The 17,260-nt window shown below is 69.6% G+C and carries 16 protein-coding genes and 1 pseudogene; 6 read left to right on the top strand and 11 right to left on the bottom strand.

Going from position 1 to position 17,260, the window contains the following annotated elements:
* The 3 genes and pseudogenes from BGP73_RS21555 to BGP73_RS23365 all read right to left on the bottom strand — a co-directional run.
* Positions 1 to 263: hypothetical protein (locus tag BGP73_RS21555; RefSeq protein WP_069817515.1), on the bottom strand; the 263-nt coding region annotated here is incomplete at its 3' end.
* Positions 264 to 553: 290 nt separating this feature from the next.
* On the bottom strand, positions 554 to 916 hold the full coding sequence (locus tag BGP73_RS21550; RefSeq protein ID WP_069817513.1) for a GNAT family N-acetyltransferase: 363 nt from the start codon (positions 914 to 916) through the stop codon (positions 554 to 556).
* Between the two features lie 218 nt (positions 917 to 1,134).
* Positions 1,135 to 1,301 (bottom strand): annotated as a pseudogene (locus BGP73_RS23365) (ATP-binding protein); the annotation flags it as partial.
* On the opposite strand from BGP73_RS23365, the gene BGP73_RS23250 reads away from it, so the two are divergent.
* Entirely contained in the window at positions 1,264 to 1,500 is a 237-nt protein-coding gene (locus BGP73_RS23250; RefSeq protein ID WP_069817512.1) for a hypothetical protein, read from the top strand. The pseudogene BGP73_RS23365 and the gene BGP73_RS23250 sit on opposite strands and share 38 nt — an antisense overlap.
* 44 nt (positions 1,501 to 1,544) lie before the next feature.
* Here the strand turns inward: BGP73_RS23250 and BGP73_RS21540 are convergent, their stop codons facing one another.
* From BGP73_RS21540 to BGP73_RS21525, 3 genes are all read right to left on the bottom strand, one after another.
* Positions 1,545 to 1,787 (bottom strand): hypothetical protein, encoded by a 243-nt coding sequence (locus tag BGP73_RS21540; protein ID WP_069817511.1) that lies wholly within the window; start codon positions 1,785 to 1,787, stop codon positions 1,545 to 1,547.
* A gap of 54 nt (positions 1,788 to 1,841) precedes the next feature.
* Complete coding sequence (locus tag BGP73_RS22815; RefSeq protein ID WP_069817510.1) at positions 1,842 to 2,372, bottom strand: hypothetical protein; 531 nt, start codon at positions 2,370 to 2,372, stop codon at positions 1,842 to 1,844.
* Positions 2,373 to 2,663: 291 nt separating this feature from the next.
* Positions 2,664 to 5,090, bottom strand: a complete 2,427-nt coding sequence (locus BGP73_RS21525) for a DEAD/DEAH box helicase (RefSeq protein WP_079127753.1) — start codon at positions 5,088 to 5,090, stop codon at positions 2,664 to 2,666.
* A 473-nt stretch (positions 5,091 to 5,563) separates the two neighbouring features.
* Here BGP73_RS21525 and BGP73_RS21520 point away from each other — a divergent pair, with 473 nt between their 5' ends.
* Entirely contained in the window at positions 5,564 to 7,033 is a 1,470-nt protein-coding gene (locus BGP73_RS21520; protein WP_069817506.1) for an SAVED domain-containing protein, read from the top strand.
* A 46-nt stretch (positions 7,034 to 7,079) separates the two neighbouring features.
* Here BGP73_RS21520 and BGP73_RS21515 read toward each other — a convergent pair whose 3' ends face one another.
* Complete coding sequence (locus BGP73_RS21515; RefSeq protein WP_139134596.1) at positions 7,080 to 7,769, bottom strand: hypothetical protein; 690 nt, start codon at positions 7,767 to 7,769, stop codon at positions 7,080 to 7,082.
* Between the two features lie 391 nt (positions 7,770 to 8,160).
* Here BGP73_RS21515 and BGP73_RS21510 point away from each other — a divergent pair, with 391 nt between their 5' ends.
* The 4 genes from BGP73_RS21510 to BGP73_RS21495 all read left to right on the top strand — a co-directional run bounded on the left by BGP73_RS21510 (position 8,161) and on the right by BGP73_RS21495 (position 11,469).
* Positions 8,161 to 9,135 (top strand): hypothetical protein, encoded by a 975-nt coding sequence (locus BGP73_RS21510; RefSeq protein WP_069817502.1) that lies wholly within the window; start codon positions 8,161 to 8,163, stop codon positions 9,133 to 9,135.
* Positions 9,132 to 9,716, top strand: coding sequence for a hypothetical protein (locus BGP73_RS23245; protein ID WP_069817501.1), 585 nt, complete (start codon positions 9,132 to 9,134; stop codon positions 9,714 to 9,716). Before BGP73_RS21510 ends, BGP73_RS23245 begins: the two co-directional genes overlap by 4 nt.
* 95 nt (positions 9,717 to 9,811) lie before the next feature.
* The gene (locus tag BGP73_RS21500; RefSeq protein WP_244501312.1) at positions 9,812 to 10,990 is read left to right on the top strand and encodes a ThiF family adenylyltransferase; all 1,179 of its coding nucleotides are present in this window, start codon (positions 9,812 to 9,814) and stop codon (positions 10,988 to 10,990) included.
* Positions 10,987 to 11,469, top strand: a complete 483-nt coding sequence (locus tag BGP73_RS21495; RefSeq protein ID WP_069817497.1) for a Mov34/MPN/PAD-1 family protein — start codon at positions 10,987 to 10,989, stop codon at positions 11,467 to 11,469. The genes BGP73_RS21500 and BGP73_RS21495 overlap by 4 nt, the downstream gene beginning before the upstream one ends.
* A gap of 345 nt (positions 11,470 to 11,814) precedes the next feature.
* On the opposite strand, the gene BGP73_RS21490 is transcribed toward BGP73_RS21495, so the two are convergent.
* From BGP73_RS21490 to BGP73_RS22805, 4 genes are all read right to left on the bottom strand, one after another.
* Positions 11,815 to 12,936: a hypothetical protein gene (locus tag BGP73_RS21490; protein ID WP_069817495.1), complete on the bottom strand. Its 1,122-nt coding sequence runs from the start codon at positions 12,934 to 12,936 to the stop codon at positions 11,815 to 11,817.
* Positions 12,917 to 15,241, bottom strand: coding sequence for a DDE-type integrase/transposase/recombinase (locus tag BGP73_RS21485; protein WP_069817493.1), 2,325 nt, complete (start codon positions 15,239 to 15,241; stop codon positions 12,917 to 12,919). The genes BGP73_RS21490 and BGP73_RS21485 overlap by 20 nt, the downstream gene beginning before the upstream one ends.
* Positions 15,238 to 15,966 (bottom strand): hypothetical protein, encoded by a 729-nt coding sequence (locus BGP73_RS21480; RefSeq protein WP_139134595.1) that lies wholly within the window; start codon positions 15,964 to 15,966, stop codon positions 15,238 to 15,240. Before BGP73_RS21480 ends, BGP73_RS21485 begins: the two co-directional genes overlap by 4 nt.
* Before the next feature lie 190 nt (positions 15,967 to 16,156).
* Positions 16,157 to 17,158, bottom strand: coding sequence for a hypothetical protein (locus BGP73_RS22805; RefSeq protein WP_069817489.1), 1,002 nt, complete (start codon positions 17,156 to 17,158; stop codon positions 16,157 to 16,159).
* Positions 17,159 to 17,260 lie beyond the last annotated feature (102 nt).

The raw sequence follows: 17,260 nt of genomic DNA, 5'->3' as shown, positions 1-17,260 counted from the left end.
TCCATGAACTGCTCGTGCACTCGAAGCTCGCGGCCTCTGCCCGGACTCGTCAGAACGATGGTCTTCGCTTCCCCGAGTGCCGTGGGGCCAGCCCCCAGTAGCTCGCGCGTGATCACGACCGCGTCGAGCACCTCGACCCGGCGCTCAGTCAGCAGCCTCTGCACGACAGCCATTCCACCAGCATTCGTCAGCAGCGGTCGGCACTCATCCACGAGCGCCTCAAGCCGGGCAGTCCTCTCCGGATGCAGCCCTCTGATCACCATCGCAGTGCCTCCTCGCCTTACAGATCCGCGGTCGTCCTCCGATCATGCCCCGAACGTCCTGAGCGCACGTTATTTCTCGTCCACATCTGCAGAGTATTAGATTACCCGCCGCCTCCCAAACAGGCCGATAAACGCTGCTGCTGAAAGTGAACAAGGCTAACTGGCTTCGTTCACTCCAAGTGACAGCGTTTCTCGAAGAGTTTCGACGGCGGTTGTTGACCAGCCCAGCTCGAGATTTTCACGGGAAATGACGGCGGGCCATGACCGTGTGTCCGGCCCGGTGGCTGGGCTCAGCTGACGTCAACGGTTGCTGGGGCCTCGCGGGTCATAAGCAGGGTGGGCATTCTTCCTCGCCAGAGGTGACGCTCACCTGTGATTTCGAAACCGTGGCGTAGGTAGAACCGGATCGCCCGTTTGTTGTAGTCGGCGACCCCCAAGCGGATGCGTGCAGGTCCTGCCCAGATGAAAAACTCGGCCATCAGGCGGCCACCGAGTCCGTGGCCTTGGGCATGGCTCAGCAGATACATCGGTCCGAGGGTGACCGACTCGTCCCAGTGGCCACAGAGATAGCCGACGATCTCCGTCTCAGACCGCACGACACGACAGAAGTGCGGGGCAGGGTGCTGGTTTGCTACTTCAATGAAGTCTCCCACTGCTCGATTCCTTCCGCAGTAGCAGACGAAGCGCGGTGCTCACGGATCCAGGACTCATCGATGCCGGCTTCTGCGTTGGGGTAGTTCTGGAGCCAGTTCCGCAGGTGCAAGGGCCCCAACGCCACAGCGTCGTCGGGGTGAGCAGCGGTGATTAAGTAGGTCATGTCAGATGATTCTCGCGCACTGGTCAAGTCATCGTGCTACCGCCCTGGAGAGGTTCAGCCGACTTTGATGGGCTCTTCGGCTCGTGCACGAGTGCTGGCGAGGCGGTAGGAGTCGGTACCGGTTTCGATGATGGTGCCGTTGAAGGTGAAGCGGTTGACGATGGCCGCGCAGAGGCGGGGGCAGTGAAGGTCTTGGTCCAGCCGCCGAAGGACTCAGCCGAAGGCCGGGGCGGCAGCTTCTTCGGCGGCTCCGGCCAAGCGGAGTCGACCGCCTTCCGCACCGTCCGCCACGTCACGCAGTACTTGCGTTCCAAGGCACGGACCGACATGCCGCCCCGCTGGTCACGCCGGATCGCCGCGTACAGCTCCACCTTGGACATCTGCGGCATGACCAGGACCTTTCACCCGGGAACGTCCTGATGCTGTGCCGGCAAGCCTTCCAACGCCTTCAAAACTCGTGAACATCACCCATCCGTGGATCTGGGCGTCTCCCAAACCCATGAACAACTGGCTTCACGACTCGTGAACAAAGCCACCAGCTCCTCCTCCCACCGGCCGTGCAGGAGGAACGGCACGGCCTCCATCCGCTCCAGGATGACCAGGGTCTCGGGCTGCCCGACCAGGGCGTACCGGCCGTGCGAGGCGGGCCTGCTGCCCGGCCCGTACGCGCGCAGCAGCTCTTCCAGGCGGTCGCGGTGCCCCTCCACGAACGCCTCCAGGCGCTCGATGTAACCCCGGGCGTTCCTCGGTGCCCACCGCGCTCAGCGCGACGTCCAGGAAGTCCGACCCGTCCGGCCAGTGGCGCGTCCCCGGCGCGGCCACGGCCCACGGGAAGCGTTCCGCCGCCGCCAGGACGTCCTTCGCCTCCAGCGGCGGCACCGAGGCCGGGGCGGGTTCGTCCGCCGTCGTCTCCTCCGGGGTGCGGGAGGCTGGCTGCTGGAGGTGGGCGACCAGCATGGCGCTGGGGCGGCGCGCCCGCGCCCCGCGTGGGCGGTGGTGTCGGCGATGCGCAGCAGGTAGCTGGCGACGTCGCGGACCCCGGCGAACCAGCCGTCCTCGAACTGCGGCTCGGACTTGTGCGGAGGGCTGCTCTCGGAGATCCAGGTGTGGGCGCCGGCCACCGCCCCGGCCTCCTGCTTCGCCACGATGTCGTCGGCCTGCTCGTGTCCGATCCCGGCGGCGGCCGGGGCCTGGAAGACGGTGAAGCGCGCCGCCGTGGCCTCGTGCTGGTGGTGGCTGATGCGGGCCAGCTCCTGGCCGTACGCGTCGGCGTGGTGCTGCTCGGTGCTCACGGGGTGCCTCCCTTGCCTGTCCGGGTGCGGTTGGCGATCCAGTCCGGATCGCGTACGGGCGTTTGCGCTCGGGTCTCGGTGGCCGGGGCGCGCATGACGCGCCAGCTGGTGCGGGGCGCGGTGACGGCGTGGACCAAGACGACGACGGCCTGACGGGCGGCGCCGCCCCGGACCACGTCCCGGTGAAGCGGACCTGGTCGGTCGCTCAGTCGCTCAGCCGCTGCCACGGGCGTAGCCGCCCGAGCGGGTAGCCGGCTGCGAGCGCGGTGGCGGTGGTGAGGACGACGCCCATTACGACCACCGCATCCCGATGGCGGACAGCTGCTCCATCCGCTCCGGCGTCAGGGTCGCGGCCCGGCTGCGCTGGTTCCCGATCCAGGACCCCAGCTTGTGTTCCCGCTCCTCCTGGTCTTCGCCGACGATCCGTTCGACGTGCTTCCTCGGCACTCGCAGGTGTCCCTCGCGCTCGTAGAACTGCTTGGCGGCCGCGTAGTTCAGCGCCCACTTGTCGGCCTGCGTACGGCGCGGGGGCGGCTTCTCGTCCTCGGCCGCGGGCTCGATTCCGAGGACCTGCTCGCACATCCACTGCTGCACGGTCGTGAGCTGGTCCCAGCCGAGCCGTACCGACTGCACCCACCGTCCGAGGTCCTCGCCCTGGCGCAGGATCTCGCCCGCCTCGGTGGGTAGCGCCTCACCGGCGTCCAGGTGCATTCGCACGAGGTGGAAGCACCGCTGCCACTCCACCGGCCACGACGGGCACCAAGAGGCGTCGATCTCCTCCAGCTGCTCGCGCCGCTCGTCCGACAGGGCCCCGGCCGACGACTGGACCGGCAGGCCCTCGGCCCGCCGCTGCTCGTTCTCAGCCGCCTTCCGGGCGGCGGCCCGCGCGTTCTTCAGGAAGATGCCCACCTTCGCGCCCTGGAAGGTGGCGTCCAGCGGGGCCAGGAGGTGCCCCGCCTCGGCTGCCCACCCGCGCGCCGCCGCGAGACCTTCCTCCCACGCGACGTCGTAGTGCGACCAGATCATGCCGAGCTTCTCCAGCTGCGCGATGCGGTCCTCGTCCAGACGGCCGCGGGCGTAGAACCGCCGGCAGTCGGCGGTCCACTGCCCGAGCGGGAACCCGGCGAGCGAGGCCGGCCACCCCGCGCCTTCCGCCTCCTGGCCGTCGACGGCGGGCACGCGGAACGTGAACGGCACCTTCAGGTCGCCGTGCTCGCGTGCGTAGATGACGGCGGCTTCCACGCCGCGCCGCCAGTGCTCGTGCTCGGGGTTGAGGACACGCAGGTTGATGAACGCGGCGAGGGCGGCCGGGTCGCGGGGCGTGGAGAACTTGAGCAGGGCCTTGGCGGGGGCGCTGACGTCTCCGGAGCCTTCGCCGCTCCCGCCCGTGCTCTTGCCGCTGTCGTCCTTGCTGACAGGCTTGTAGCGGCTCGGGGCCTGCTGCTCCGCGAGCCTCTCCACGATCCGGGCGTCGTGCGCCCGCAGCGCCTCCAGCAGCTTGGCCAGCCCGCCGAACGCCCGGGAGGTGAGCATGTTGTCCGCGGTCTCGCCCGGCCCGAGCAGGACCGGCACCACGAGCGAGGCCGTCTTGCCCTCGCCGGGTTGCATCCGCAGAGCGCGGCCCACGGCCTGGACGAGGTCGGGCATTGAGCCGCGTACGTCGGCCCAGTACACGGAGTCGCAGTTCTTGGTGTCGACGCCCTCGCCCAGGACCTTCACCGAGCACAGGAAGCACTTCTCCACCACGGTGCCGTCCGTGGCGATCCCAGCCGCGAACTCCCCGAGGAGCCGGCGGCGGTGGAGCAGCTTGTGGTCGCCGCACAGCCAGTCCGCCCAGATCGTCTTGGGGTACAGCTCGGGGTCGGATGCGTGCAGCTGCGCGGCGACGTCCGGAAGGCCGGCCGCGAAGGCTTCGGCTTCCTTGAGGACGTGGTGGAAGACGAGCGTGCGCCGGAAGTTCTCCTCCGCGGACGCCTTCACCAGAGCGGTCTGCAGAGCGGCGAGCCGCGCCCCGCGGACCTCTGCCGAGCGGCTTTCGGCGCCCAGGAGCTGCGCGGCCTGGAGCGCGGTGTCGGTGACGTCCACGCATACAACCTGGTAGGGGGCACAGATTCCCCGGTCGATGGCCTCCGAGAGCGTCAAGGTGAAGCAGCGGCTGCCGAAGGGGCCCTCGGGGTCGTCTTCCATGCTCGCGACCAGCTCGCCCGGTGCGCCGGCCTCGTCCTCGTCCCCGAGCTGCCACAGCCGGGGCGTGGCCGTCATGTAGAGGCGGCGCAGGGACGGGATCTTCTGGTTGTCGTGGACGACCGCCCACGGCTTCCCGATCCGGCCCGAAACGCGGTGGGCTTCGTCCACGACGATCAAGTCCCAAGCCGCGAGGCCCCCGGCGTGCGCCCGCTCCAGCGTGCCCAGACCGAGGCTGGCGTACGTGGCGTAGACGGTCACCTTGTCCAGGCCCCGCGTCCACTCCACCAGCTCGTCCACGTCCGTGGTGTTGGGGAAGGACACCTCCTCGCCCCTCAGTGAGGACACCCCGATCATCGGCCCCCGGCGGCCCCCCTCGCGCCACGCGGCCTCGGTCTGCGCCAGCAGGTCCAGCGAGGGCACCAGCACCAGCACACGGCCCGCGTGGAGCTCCTCCGCGCTGCGGACCGCCACCCGGGTCTTCCCAGACCCGGTCGCCATGATCACCTGCGTTCGAAGCCCCCGTTCGGGCACAAGCGATCTTGCATGTGAGTTCTCATTTCTCTTGCGGTAGAGAGATCGCTCTGACCTGCGAGGATGCAGATGGCTGAGAGATGCCTCGCTATGCTTTCTCCGTGCGGATCAGGACCTTGAGCTGCAGTACCGCAGGCTTGATGAGAATCCCGCAGATGTATTGAGAATTCCGGTAGCGGCCAGGGGTGTCTGCATGCCTTCGGCTGACGAACCCTTGCCGGTGGGCGTCTGTCATGGACTGGGCATCAAGTGCTCCCGACGCGTATAGAGCAGTGGCTGGGGGAGCGCAGATGCCCGCTCTGCGCCCTTTCGTTGATCTTTGCAAGCTGGTCAGCGTCGGGCGGGCCCGAGAACGCCGTCGTTCAGCCCGACGGGCTTCCAGCGTTGATGGGCTGGGCGCGGGGAGGGTTCGCGGGTGATGATCTGCTCGTTGGCTGCGGTATGGCGGCCGCTCGAGTGGGAGACCGTGTTTCGTGCCTGACTTGCCTGCCCCGAGTTCGACGGGTGTTCGTATCGCCGGTGACCGGTACCAGTGGCTGGTCGCGTGGCAGGGTTGTGTCACGGCGGTGCGTGACGCGGCGCTGCGCGTGCCGAACCCGGTGGTGGCGGTCGGTGTTGAGGTGGACGGCGTGGGAAACGTGGATGACGTCGTCTTGTACCGCGAGGAGCCGCCGCACACCTACATGCAGGTTAAGTACGCCGCAGACAGTTCCTCACCCGTCAACGAGGAGTACTTGCTCAAGCCAAGCGACCAGGGCGGCCCGTCGATCCTGCGCAAGGTGGCGCAGGCCTGGCAGCAACTCGCCGGGGACGGCACTCCGGTCGATCTTGCCCTGTTGAGCAACCGGTCCCCGGATGCCGGGGATCCGCTGATCTCACTGAGGGATTCCCGCACCCAGTTGCTCGTACCGAAGGCGGCGCAGCAGGGACCGCGATCGAAGAAGGGGCAGGCGCGCAGCCGTTGGGCCGCCGGTATCGGGCTGAGCGAGGACAGGCTGCTGGATCTGTTGAAGGTGCTGCGCTTCGACCTGGCACGGGACGTGATGCACCTGCATGAGCACTTGCAGATGCTGATGTTCGCTGCCGGGCTGCGGTTCGATGAGGAGGCCATGCACGCCGGCGCGGACTGGGTGGCCCGCCGAGTCGCCGATGGGCAGCGCAGGCTGTCCCTGGCGGACGTCAGGGAGGCGATCCGGTCTCTGCGTCTGGAGGCCGGCACGTCACGGGCGGTGCTTTCCGTCGCCACTTTGAAACCGGACCCGATGGCGGAGGACGCCGACTACACGGTGGACTGGGCGGACCGCTTCGAGGGCGCCTCGCCCTACGTGAAGCGGCGTCCGCTTGCCCCGGCGACCTGGGCGCAGTTGCAGGCGGACATTGAAGCGGCACCGTTTCGGATGCCGCCGGGCACGACCTCCATCGCCGTCACCGGCAGTCTGCGTCTGGCGCCCGCGTTCGTGGTCGGCGCGGCTTTCCGCATGGTGACTGGAGTCGACTTGGCCGTGGCCCAGCGCGGACAGGTGTGGTCGTCCGCTGCCGGGTACGACGCTGTGCTGGCCCCGGAGGTCGACGAGCACGCTCTCGGTCTAGGGCCGGAGCTCGCCGTGGCCATCGCGGTCGCCATCGACCCCACCGAGGATGTGCTGGACTTCCTGCGGGAGCAGCGTGTACCCGTCTCCCGGCTGCTGGTGCTGCGCCCGCCCGGTGGCGCCAAGGACAACTCCGTCCCGGATGCGGCGACGGCCAGCGCCCTTGCCGTCGGCATCCGGGATCTGCTGCGTCGTGCCTGCCGCGCGCATCCTGCGATCCACCTCTTCCAGGCTGGCCCGATGGGCTTGGCTCTGCTGCTGGGTAACCGGTGGAACCGCCTGCGCCCCACCACCGTGTACGAGGACGTCAACGCGCAGCAGGTGTATGAAAAGGCGTTCGTCGTCGACGCATAAAACCCCCCGCCTCTCCACCATCACGCTGCCCGGGTGAAGCCGTTGCTCAGCGCGCCTCGTGCAGGTCGTGGGGGACCAGGATGAGGCGGTCACGGGCCGTCAGCCAGCCCAACGCGACAGCGATCGGCAGCGGGCCATGGAAGAACAGCAGCTCCTCCACCGGGGTGGCGTCGCCGAGTTGCGCTGCCCACTGCCGGCGTGCCGTCTGCCAGCACTCCCATATGTGGGTGGTGAAGGCGGCATGGAGCGCGGAGTCGTCGGGCAGGTAGGCGTTGCCGGTGTCGATGACGAGGTAGGCGCCGCACGGGCTGTTCGCACCGGTGGTGCCCTCGGGCGGGAGGTGGTAGCCGGTGTGGTGTCCCGGCCCGTGGGCGACCTGACCGGTGGTTGCCACGTGGCGGGCGTCGTCGACCATGGAAGCGGCCGATGCCAGACGGACGATCAGTGTGGGGCGGAGGGCTCGCCTGGCCACAGGACCGCGCGGTCGACGACCAGCGTCGTGCTGTGCGCTTGGCGGGAGGCCTGCCTTGAAGGCCACGACCCGCGAGGCCCGCGTGCGGCGTGCCGGATACAGGCTGATCACCACGCCGAGGCCGCGCGGGCGCTGCAGTCCCCATCCCACGACGACCAAGGCCAGCGCACCGGCGAAGACCACGGCGAACACCCACGGCCGGCTGGTCAACTGCTCCAGGATGTTCGGCACGACACCAAGCGCGACGGCCGTGCTTGCTGTCATCACCATCGTGCCGCCGCCTTCCCGGGACAGTGCAAGCCGCCTCAAGTGCCCGAGCCATCTCATGCCCACCCCCCCCAACTCTTCGGTCGGAATGCGCTCTTCTGGGAGCGCGCTGCGTGCGATCCCGCTCTGCGGGGCGAGCGTTCCATGCCTGCCGGGGCAGATTCCTGACCGCTCCGACGCGCTGCCCCCGGCAGCCGGATCGGCGACAGGCACGGGACAGCACCTCACCCTGAAGATCAATGCGGTTTGATCCGAAGGGCGTTGTCAGTGGGGGCCCGTACCGTGGCAACGAGCAGCCATCGAACGTCCTTTTTCGGCCGCGCACCACAGAGGTGCCGCGTCCGGGGCGTGCATCGGGCTGAACGGCGAGCCCGAGGAGGCACACCGCATGAGGATCGACGAGGCATTCGACGCGCTGCAGAAGACCGTCGACGAGGACATTGAGAAAACGAGGCTGGCCCGCGGGCGCCGGGACCTGTTCAAGGAGGCGCTGCTGAAAGAGCCCGACGTCCTCGAGACGTTCGGATCGGGCTCCTTGAGCCGCAGCACGCAGCTCAAGCCCATCCACGACGTCGACATCGTGGTCGTCTACGACCCGGACGAGCACCCTGAGTGGGGGAGCAGCGGGCCGAGCGCGGAGGAGGCCCTCGAGCACATCCGCTCCCAGGTCAACCGGCTGCTGAGCCAGAGCAAAGGCACCCACGCCACCGTGGTCCGACACACCCTGCTGCGCAACCACGCTGTCAAGTGCTTCCTCGACGACCCCGACGACCCGGAGGCCTTCACCGTCGACGTGATGACCGCGCTGCGGCAGCCCGACAACTCGCTGCTCATACCCGAGAAGCTCAGCGCCAGGTGGGTGCCGGCCAACCCCGAATACCTGATCGAACTGGTCGCCGAACACCAGCGTTCCTGGTCATACTTCCGGCCGCTGGTCAGGCTGCTCAAGCAGTGGCGGCTCGACGCACCGGTCGAGGGACGCGTCAAGTCCCTCGTCATGGAGGTCCTCGCCCTGCAGTGCCTGCCCATGTCCGGCAACCGCTCCCAGGGGTTGAAGACGTTCTTCACCGCCGCCGCGACCCGGGTCAACGAGGGCGTGTGGGACCCGGCCGGTCTGTGCGGCGAGGTCCAGCCCGACCTGGACCGCCAGGGCCTGTCGGCTGCGTTCGCCAATGCCGCGGACCTGGCGGACCAGGCCTGCGCGGCGGCGGTCGAAGGCGACACCGACGAGGCGTTGCGACTGTGGCAGGAGATCTTCGGCGAGGACTTCCCGGCGCCCGCCCCTGCCTCCAAGACCACCTCGCTGATCGGCGCGCCCGCGCTCATCACTCCCCGCCCCATCAAGGACGCACCCCAGGGATGACGACCGCACCTGCTCGCAGCACCCGCACTTCCATCACCTGGTGGGAGTGCGAACCACGCCGACTGCGACGAGACCAGGAGGAGATCCCCGCCCACTTTCCCCACCTCGTCTTCAGCGACGAGGGAGCGGGAGGATGGGAGGGCATGCTGCCCCGCTGGCCGTTCGACCGGCCCGAGCCCGCCCACCTCACCGACTGGATCGGCGAGCGCGGCCTCCGGCTGCGCCTGGAATACGGCCAGGCCTACCCCATGGTGGCCCCCCGGGTCTTCCCTCTGGACCCGCTGCCCGAACCGTTCGAGTGGACCCAGCACCGCTGGCATGTCAACGGCGACTCCAGCCTGTGCCTCCTGCGCGACGACGTATGGACGGGCCGCGAGTCCGTTGGCGACCTGCTGCTGAAGGCCGCCGGCTGGCGGATCGAGTACGCGCTGATGAAGCACCAGACGATCGAGGAGATGACCGGCAGTGGAATCGTCACCGACAGTCGCCTCGACCACTTCCTGGCCCAGCCCCCGACACCCGCGGACACCACCGGGCACGGTGAGCCGGACACCGCCGGGCAGGACGGTCCCGCGTGCTGATCCTCATCCCACAGGGCGCCGTGACCAGACTCCGCACCGCGGGCCCATCGGGCCGGCTGTCGTTGCGCATCAGCCGGCCCGACGACCTTGCCGTCGTGAGCGGCATCTCCGACGGAGCGGACGGATCCATCATCTCGGTGGATCCCGCACCCGGAAACCGGCTGCTGGCGGGCTGCGACTCCCTTCCCACCGGCTACTGGTACCGGGCCACCGGCGAACTGCACGCGCTCTGGTACCTCCTGCGAGTACGGCGCGGCACGTCCTTGAAGCTCGATGCGTTCAAGGACGCCGTATCCAGTGGTTTCAAGACGCCGGGCGACGGCGGCTATGTGGCCATCACCCACGCCCCCGGCGTGAAGGACGCGTTTCCCGAAAGCGGTTTGCCCGACCTCCTCGCCTGGCACGTCACCCGTGCGGGCATCCAGCCGCTTGAGGTGTCGGTCGAGCCCGAAGTCACCGGGGTTCTGCAGCTCGAGGGCCACTGGCCCGTCGAAGAACTCCGTAGCACCCGCGTCATGTTGATCGGAGCGGGGAGTATCGGCTCGGCCACCGCGCACGCGCTGGCCGGCTACGGCGTCGGCCACCTCACCCTCGTCGATCCCGACCGCCTCCAATGGCACAATCTCGTCCGACACACCAGCTCCCGCAAACACATCGGCCGCACCAAGGTCACCGCGCTGTCCGAGGAACTCACCCAGCTGCGCCCCGACACGCGCGTGGCGCCCCTGGCCCTGGACGTCATCGAGCACGCCGACCGGATCCGAGCCCTCCTCACAGACACCGACCTCGTCGTGTGCGCGGCCGACGGCGTGGCCGCACGCCGCGTCACCGGCCACCTGGCCCGCCGAGCGGGCCTCACCGCCGTCCTCGCCTGCGTCCTGCAGGACGGAGCCCTCGGCGAGATCCTCCGACTGCGCCCCTGGCCCCAGCACGGCTGCCTGACCTGTCGGCGGCAAACCCTCGCCGAAGCCGGCAGCGTCGACCCCGAGCCCGCTCTGGACGCCGGATACGGCACCGGCACGCGGCACCGGCCGATGACCGCTGTCGGACCTGACCTCCACCTCGTCGCCCACCTCGCGGCGAAGAGCGCCGTCGCCACTCTCCTCGAACGCGCCGGACACCCCGACCAGCGCCTGCCCGGAGAGCACGCCCTGCTCGGACTGCGCCGCCAACCCGGCTGGGCCCCGCCCTTCGACCTCCACCGCACCGCCGAACTGCGCTGGCTTCCCGCTACCCCACCCAGACCCGGCTGCCCCACCTGCGAAGAGCCATGACCCAACAGCCCGTGGCCGTCGTGCACCTCACTGCCCCGGCCGCCCGCGTGATCACCACCGAACTGCGCACGGCCGACCACACCACCGAGACCGGAGGAATCCTGCTCGGACACCACACCCGTGACACCGTCACGGTCCACCACGCCGGAACTCCCGGACCCGCCGCTGTACGCACCCCCACGTACTTCCTGCGCGATCTCGCGCACGCTCAGGCGCTCGCCGACGCGGCCTTCGCGGCCGACAGCAGCGTCTGGGTCGGCGAATGGCACACCCACCCCACCGGGCGTCCGGTCCCCAGCGCGCGCGACACGGCCACCTACCGAGATCTCTTGGACGATCCCGAGCTGGGCTTCCACAGCGTCATCGCAGTGGTCTTCGCTCCCCGGCAAGGCCGTTGGACGGGTGCCGCCTGGACCTGCCACGGCCGGCGTGTCGCCCCCGTGGAACTCACCATCAGCCCCGTGGACGGGCCGAGGTGAGAAGACCCGCCTCCCCGGCCATGGCGCTTCCGGCCTCCGCACCGGCTGGCACCCGAGTCACCGCACGACGAACCCGCCATCGCCGCCCGCAGCCCTCAACCCGGCCGGTACGCACCCGCGATAACAGTGAACTCACCGCGCAGGCTTGGGCCCGTCACCAGGTCCGCCCACCCAGGCCTCGGCATGGTCTGTGCCTTTCGGCAGAAGGCTCTATTCCTAGCCGTTTTCGGGGTCGCCTGAGACGACCGCCGATCAGCAGAACGGGTACTGCGCCTGGGCCCCGGGGGAGTTGATACCTCGCGGCCCTGGGAGGGGACCAGGACCCCCACGCCCGCGCGCTGTGCGTCACCATGCGCCGTTGGTGTCATCCTTGCCCGGCAGATCGAGGTAGCGGGCGGCGTCGTGCAGGACCTCGGGTGTGACCGCTTCGGTGCCATCGAGGATGGCGATCTGCGCGGCCATGCTGAGCAGTGGGGTGAGGTTCTCCATGAGCCCGTCGGTGATCTCGTAGAGTTCTTCGTCGAGTTCCAGGAGGCTGCCGGGCCGGTGGTGGCACAGTTGGAGTCTTCCGTCGAAGCTGGCGAGGGCTCGGGGCCATTCGTCGGGGTGTTCGGGGCAGCGGGGCGGCAGCCGGTTGACCCACAAGGTGGGTACGGGCCGCTGGCGCAGCGGGGCGGCGTCGCTGGTCCGGCGCAGGGCGGGGATGCGGGCGGTGCGGGCTTCGCGGAGGATGTCGCTGGAGCCAATGCCGCTCCAGAAGATGGTCAGGCTCAGTTCGTCTGCGAGGTAGTCGAAGAAGTCGAAGGTAGGCTGCAGGTCCTCGGTGCGCAGCCGGTCGACGCCGTCGACCAGGCATACCTCCACGTGGTGGGTGCGCATCACGTGCACGGCGGGCCCGGTGAAGTCCTTCACGCGCTGCACGGGTCGGCTGTCGGTGTCTGCGCGGTAGAGGTCCCAGCCCAGGAACGTGGCCAGGGCGGCGGACCAGTCGGCCGGGGTGCCCGGGGTGGGCGGGGCGTTGATGCAGACGACCGGGATGCGGGTGTCGTCGATGCCGTGCAGTTTCTCGTGGCGGCCTTGGTGGCCCATGCCGATGTGGTGCAGCAGGGTGCGTTTGCCGGTGCCGCGGTAGTCGCTGTCGATGGCGACGTGCGGGCCGATCTGGCGGCGCTCGCCGTTTCGCCGGAGCATCCGCCGTGCCAGGTGCAGTCCGCGCTCGATGTCAGTGGTTTCGATCAGGCCGAGGTCGGCGTGGTAGCGGACGCGGGGATCGTTCTCCCGTGCCTCCTCGCTGTCGGCGCAGGAGGGGTCTTGCGGCGGCAGTGGAACCAGGGGCGGGGGCTGGAAGGGCGGTTGCCGCAGGCGGGTGCGCCACCCCAGCAGGGTAGTCGGCGGACCGGCGAGGTCGGGGGCCGGCGGGGCTGGGGGAGCGGGCGGGGACTGCGGATCACGTACCGGTGCTTTCAATGTCCTGTCCTTGCTGGCCACTTGGGCCGTTCTCACCGTCGGCGGGCGGATTGAGTTCGGGCAGTGAGGCGAGGAAGGCATCGACGCTCTGTGCGCTGTCCTGGGCGGACTCGCCGGCGGTGAACAGTTGTGCAGCGGGGCGATCGAGGCGGCGGAAAGGCCGTACCGATTGTGGATCCAGCGGCGGCATCCCGGCGGCATAGGGCTCTTTGGGCGCCACTGGCCGGAGGCGGGGCGCGGGCAGGGAACGGGCGGAGACAGCGGGCATGTCATCGGGCCCGGGCCCGTCGGTGGCTGTGGACAGCAGACGCTGCGTGGCCCGGGCGATGGCGGCCTCGTCGTGGCGGCGGCCGCCGGCGGCGAGATGGACCTGCAGCCCTTGCTCCCAACTCTCTTCGGTCCACCGGTCGCGTAGGAGGCGCCGGTGGATGAAGGGCACCTCCACCCACGGGTCGCCGTCTGGGTCGGCCCGGTGGTCGAACAGCCAGGCGACCTCGGGCTGGTTGGGGGAGTAGTGCACCTCCCAGCGTCCCTGGAAGGCCGCGAGCCCGGACGAGCCGCGGAAGGGATCCAGGGTCCCCTTGTCCAGGTTGTAGGTGCGGTTGTTGATCTGGAAGCCCTTGCGGTTGATGCGCACCCACACGGTCGGTAGCAGCTTGCGGTTCTCGCCCTCGGTCAGCGCCGTGGCCCGATAGCCGCGCAGCGAGATCAGCGCCGCGTACATCTGGTTCGGGGTGAGCTTCAGTCCCGGGGTGAACGGGCTGCGCAGCGCGCCGTGCGGGGTCTGCTGCCAGTGCAGCGCCACCCATTGGTCGAACAGTTCCTGCAGCCGGGCGATCGTCCACAGCGGCTGCTTGCGGACGTGTTTGCCGCGCAGGTCCAGACGGTGGTGGGTGTAGGAGGCCAGGTGCTGGCTGAAGCCGGTCTTGATCGCCAGCATGGCGCGTTCGACGATCGCCTTGTCGACGGGGGTGCGCAGCCGGGCCTCGCGCACCTCAATGCCCAGGGAGTTGCAGGAGCGGGTGAAGTCTGCGGAGACGAACGGGGAGCCGTGGTCGACGACGAGTGTCTCGGGTTTGATGACCGGCCGGGCGGCCGCACCGGCGAACCGCTCGTCGGCGGCCAGGAGTTCAGCGAAGGGAAGATCCGAGCCGTCCATGAAGGTTTCCGGGGCCCACCCCGGCCGTACCGGCAGCGGTGCGGTGCTCTGCGCCACGACCTGTACCGTGTCGAAGCTGCGGGTGGCCCGCCCGCCCAGCCACCGGCCTGTACCGGCAGTGCGGCGGAACCGCTTGGGCACGATCAGCGCACCGACGATGCTGCGGGTGGCCACATCGATCGCAATGGTCAGTTCCACCGAGATGACCTGCCCGTCGTCACCGATGGCCAGGACATCCAGCCCGGTGGTGTCGATCTGCACCAGCTCCCCGGGCCAGCGTGCCGTGGTCGCCCGCCGGCTGCCGGGCCGGGCCACCGACAGCGGCGGGTCGGCCGCACGCCGGGCCGAGACCACATGCGCATTGTGTGCGGTGATCCCCAGGCGCTGCAGCAGCCGGTAGTACGTGGCTTGGCTGGGCAGCAGAGCAGCCGTGGTGGCGGCATCGGCGTCGGCGAGCTCCTTGGCATAGCGGGCCTGAACTGTCTGCTGTACACGGCCGATCAGCCGCGACAAGGTGCCCGGCGACAGCCCCGCTTCGCGTTCGCCGTCCAGGATCTCCCACACCAGGTCGATCACCCGCTCATCGACGCGTCCGTGCGCGGAGGCGGCGCGCTGGCCACGCCGGTCGACCAGCCCCAGCAAGCCCTCCCTGCGCCAGGCGAGGCACTTGCGCTCGACGGTGGCGGGTGAGGTCGGCCAGCCAGCCGCGGTCAGCTGGTTGGCCTTGGTGCGGTAGCGCTGTTTGAGGGTGTGGAGCTCCGGGTCGAAGGCGGGTTTGGGCCGGGTGGTCGCCGGCACGTTCGGGGCCTGCTGGTGCAGTACCTCCTTCACGATGCGTTCCCACCGGGTGACCTCGCGGCGCAGGGCGGCGGGTAGGGCCTTCAGCTCGTGTCCGCGGTGGGCGACCACGGTACGAGGGGCTTCACGGCTCAGGACCGCGAAGTCCTTCGCGGACGTCAGCACCGGCTGGAGGATGATCAAAGGCTCGGCCGTGGTGTCCCCGACTGCGGTGAGGAAGACCCGCGGACCGTGAAAGGCGGTCACCAGCCAGTGCGCTCGGCTGAAGGTGATGGTGTCGCCGAGGGCCAGGGTGTCGGCGCCGTCTGATACCGGGACGGGCGGTGCCGCGTCGTGCGGTGCGGTCATCCGTCCTCCCCGAGCCATGCCGTCGACGACGGCGTCAGGAGTCTGGTCATGTCGGTGTGCAGCCGCCGTTTCCAGATCAGGTGATAGGCCAGGTCGATGCCCGCGAATGTGGGCAGGCCCGCCGCGCGCACTCCGGAGCGGATGGTGCGCGCCGAGGTGAAGTGCCGGGCCAGCGCCTCGACATCGTCCGGGGAGAGCTGCTGTGGGCTGCGGGCGGCGTACAGCAGCTTCAGGTTGTCCAGCTCCACACCGTCCGGCGGCCGCATGACGTGCACCCGCCAGTCGGCCACGGCGGCGGCCCGGGCCAGCAGTTCCTGCCCGGCGTGCCAGGCGTCGGTGAGCTCCTCAGGAGCCACGCAGATGACCTCCCGCCGTCCCGCCCGCAAGGCGACGAAGCCCGGCTGCAGACTCTGTACGCAGCCGTCCCGCGTCCAGTGCAGCTCCATCGGCCCGGCGCTGCGCGCGGCTACCTCCGGATCCCGGTCCAGCAGCATTGCGCAGCGCTGCTGGCGCAGCGAACCGCACGCCAGCGACTGGCCGGTGGCCGAGGCCCAGGCCTTGGTGACGAAGGACCGCCGGCCCGGATACGGCACCGGCATCTGCAGGGGTGCCAGTTGCTCGAACGGCACCTGAGCGACCTGCTCCACCGGCAGTTCACGCCGACGCCCGAACCGGTCGAGATAGCAGACGGTGATCACCTGCTGGTTAAGGGGAGCATCCGGCACGCGCGCCCCCTCCATCCGCTCGCTGCCAGGCAGGCCCGCCTCAGACAGACCCGTTCCATGATCCGCCGAGCAGGGTGGCGCCCGCAGCCACCGCAGCAGCCGATCACCCGGATGAAGGGCCCAGTGAACGCCAGCTCGAAACCTGAGCAGTTGTGGTCCGCGGGCGGCAAACAGGCGCTGCCGCGCCGCCTCACACGGGCACGGACGGGTCGTTCCAGTCCCAGGGAAGACAGCACCGCTCGACCAGGGACTGCTGCTGTTCGTCGTCGGCGTGGATGAGTGCCGTCACCGGCCGGCCCGGCCCGGCCATCGGCGGCCTGCATCGGTGATGTTGGTGCAGCCACTGTGCCACCGGGATCTGCCACGTCCCGGACGGCAGCTCAAGCGCAGCGGCCAGCTGCCCCAGGCGCTCCAGCAGTTGCGCCTCGGCCGCTGCCCACGGCCCGCCGGGCCGCATCGCGCGCTGCCGCTCGTAGTCCAGCAGTGCGCGGGCCACTGCGACGGCCTCCGGGTACATCCACAGCCACGCCGACTCCAGGTCGCCCTCCGGCCGCCCGGCGCGATGTGCCCGCCGTGCCCAGCACTCCACGACCGTCGTGCGCCACCACCAGCCGGTGATTGCGAACCCGTCCGCGGTCAGGTACGCCCCGACGGGTCCGTGTCGGCGTGCGAACCGCTGGTGCTGCCGGTGGGCCCGCGCCACCTGCGCCAGAGGGGCCAACTCCACGCCGGAGCCGGACTGGCGCACATGGGTGAACTGGCCATGCCGGTCGCAGATCTTCCAGGACTCGGGCCAGACCAGCCAGATTGGGCCCCACCCGCCGCCGCGCAGCGCCACACACCGGCTGCAGGCCGGGATCAGATAGTGCTCCATCGGATACCACGGCCATTCCCACCGGGCCTGCTGCCCGGGCAACAGGTGGGTCGCGCGCAGATGAGGCAGCGCCCATTGCAGCCTCGGCAGTTCCACATTCAGCATCGCGGCGAGCCGCTCTGCGGCCGGAGCGCTCAAGAAAACCTCGGCCAGATGCGGCTGCACCGCTTGCTGCCCCGGCTCTCCCTCGCCCAACTCGTCCAGCAGGAAGGCGATGTCCACGCCCTGAGCCGCCGCCACACGCCACAGCAGCGAGCAGTTCGACTCATGGCCGGCCAGCCGTACCGACACGCGTGCCAGACTCCGGCCCCACACCATGCGGCCCTCCGTCCTGCCGACAGATCGGCCTCGCGCAGCCGCCACCTGTGCTGTATCTGAACAGTTAGATCGCGCGCGAACACCGAACAGGTCGGTTTCGTA

The sequence above is a fragment of the Streptomyces sp. TP-A0874 genome (assembly GCF_001748085.1).
Taxonomy (GTDB): domain Bacteria; phylum Actinomycetota; class Actinomycetes; order Streptomycetales; family Streptomycetaceae; genus Streptomyces.
Note: the sequence above shows the minus strand (reverse complement) of the source record. Positions and strands in the feature narration are given on the sequence as shown.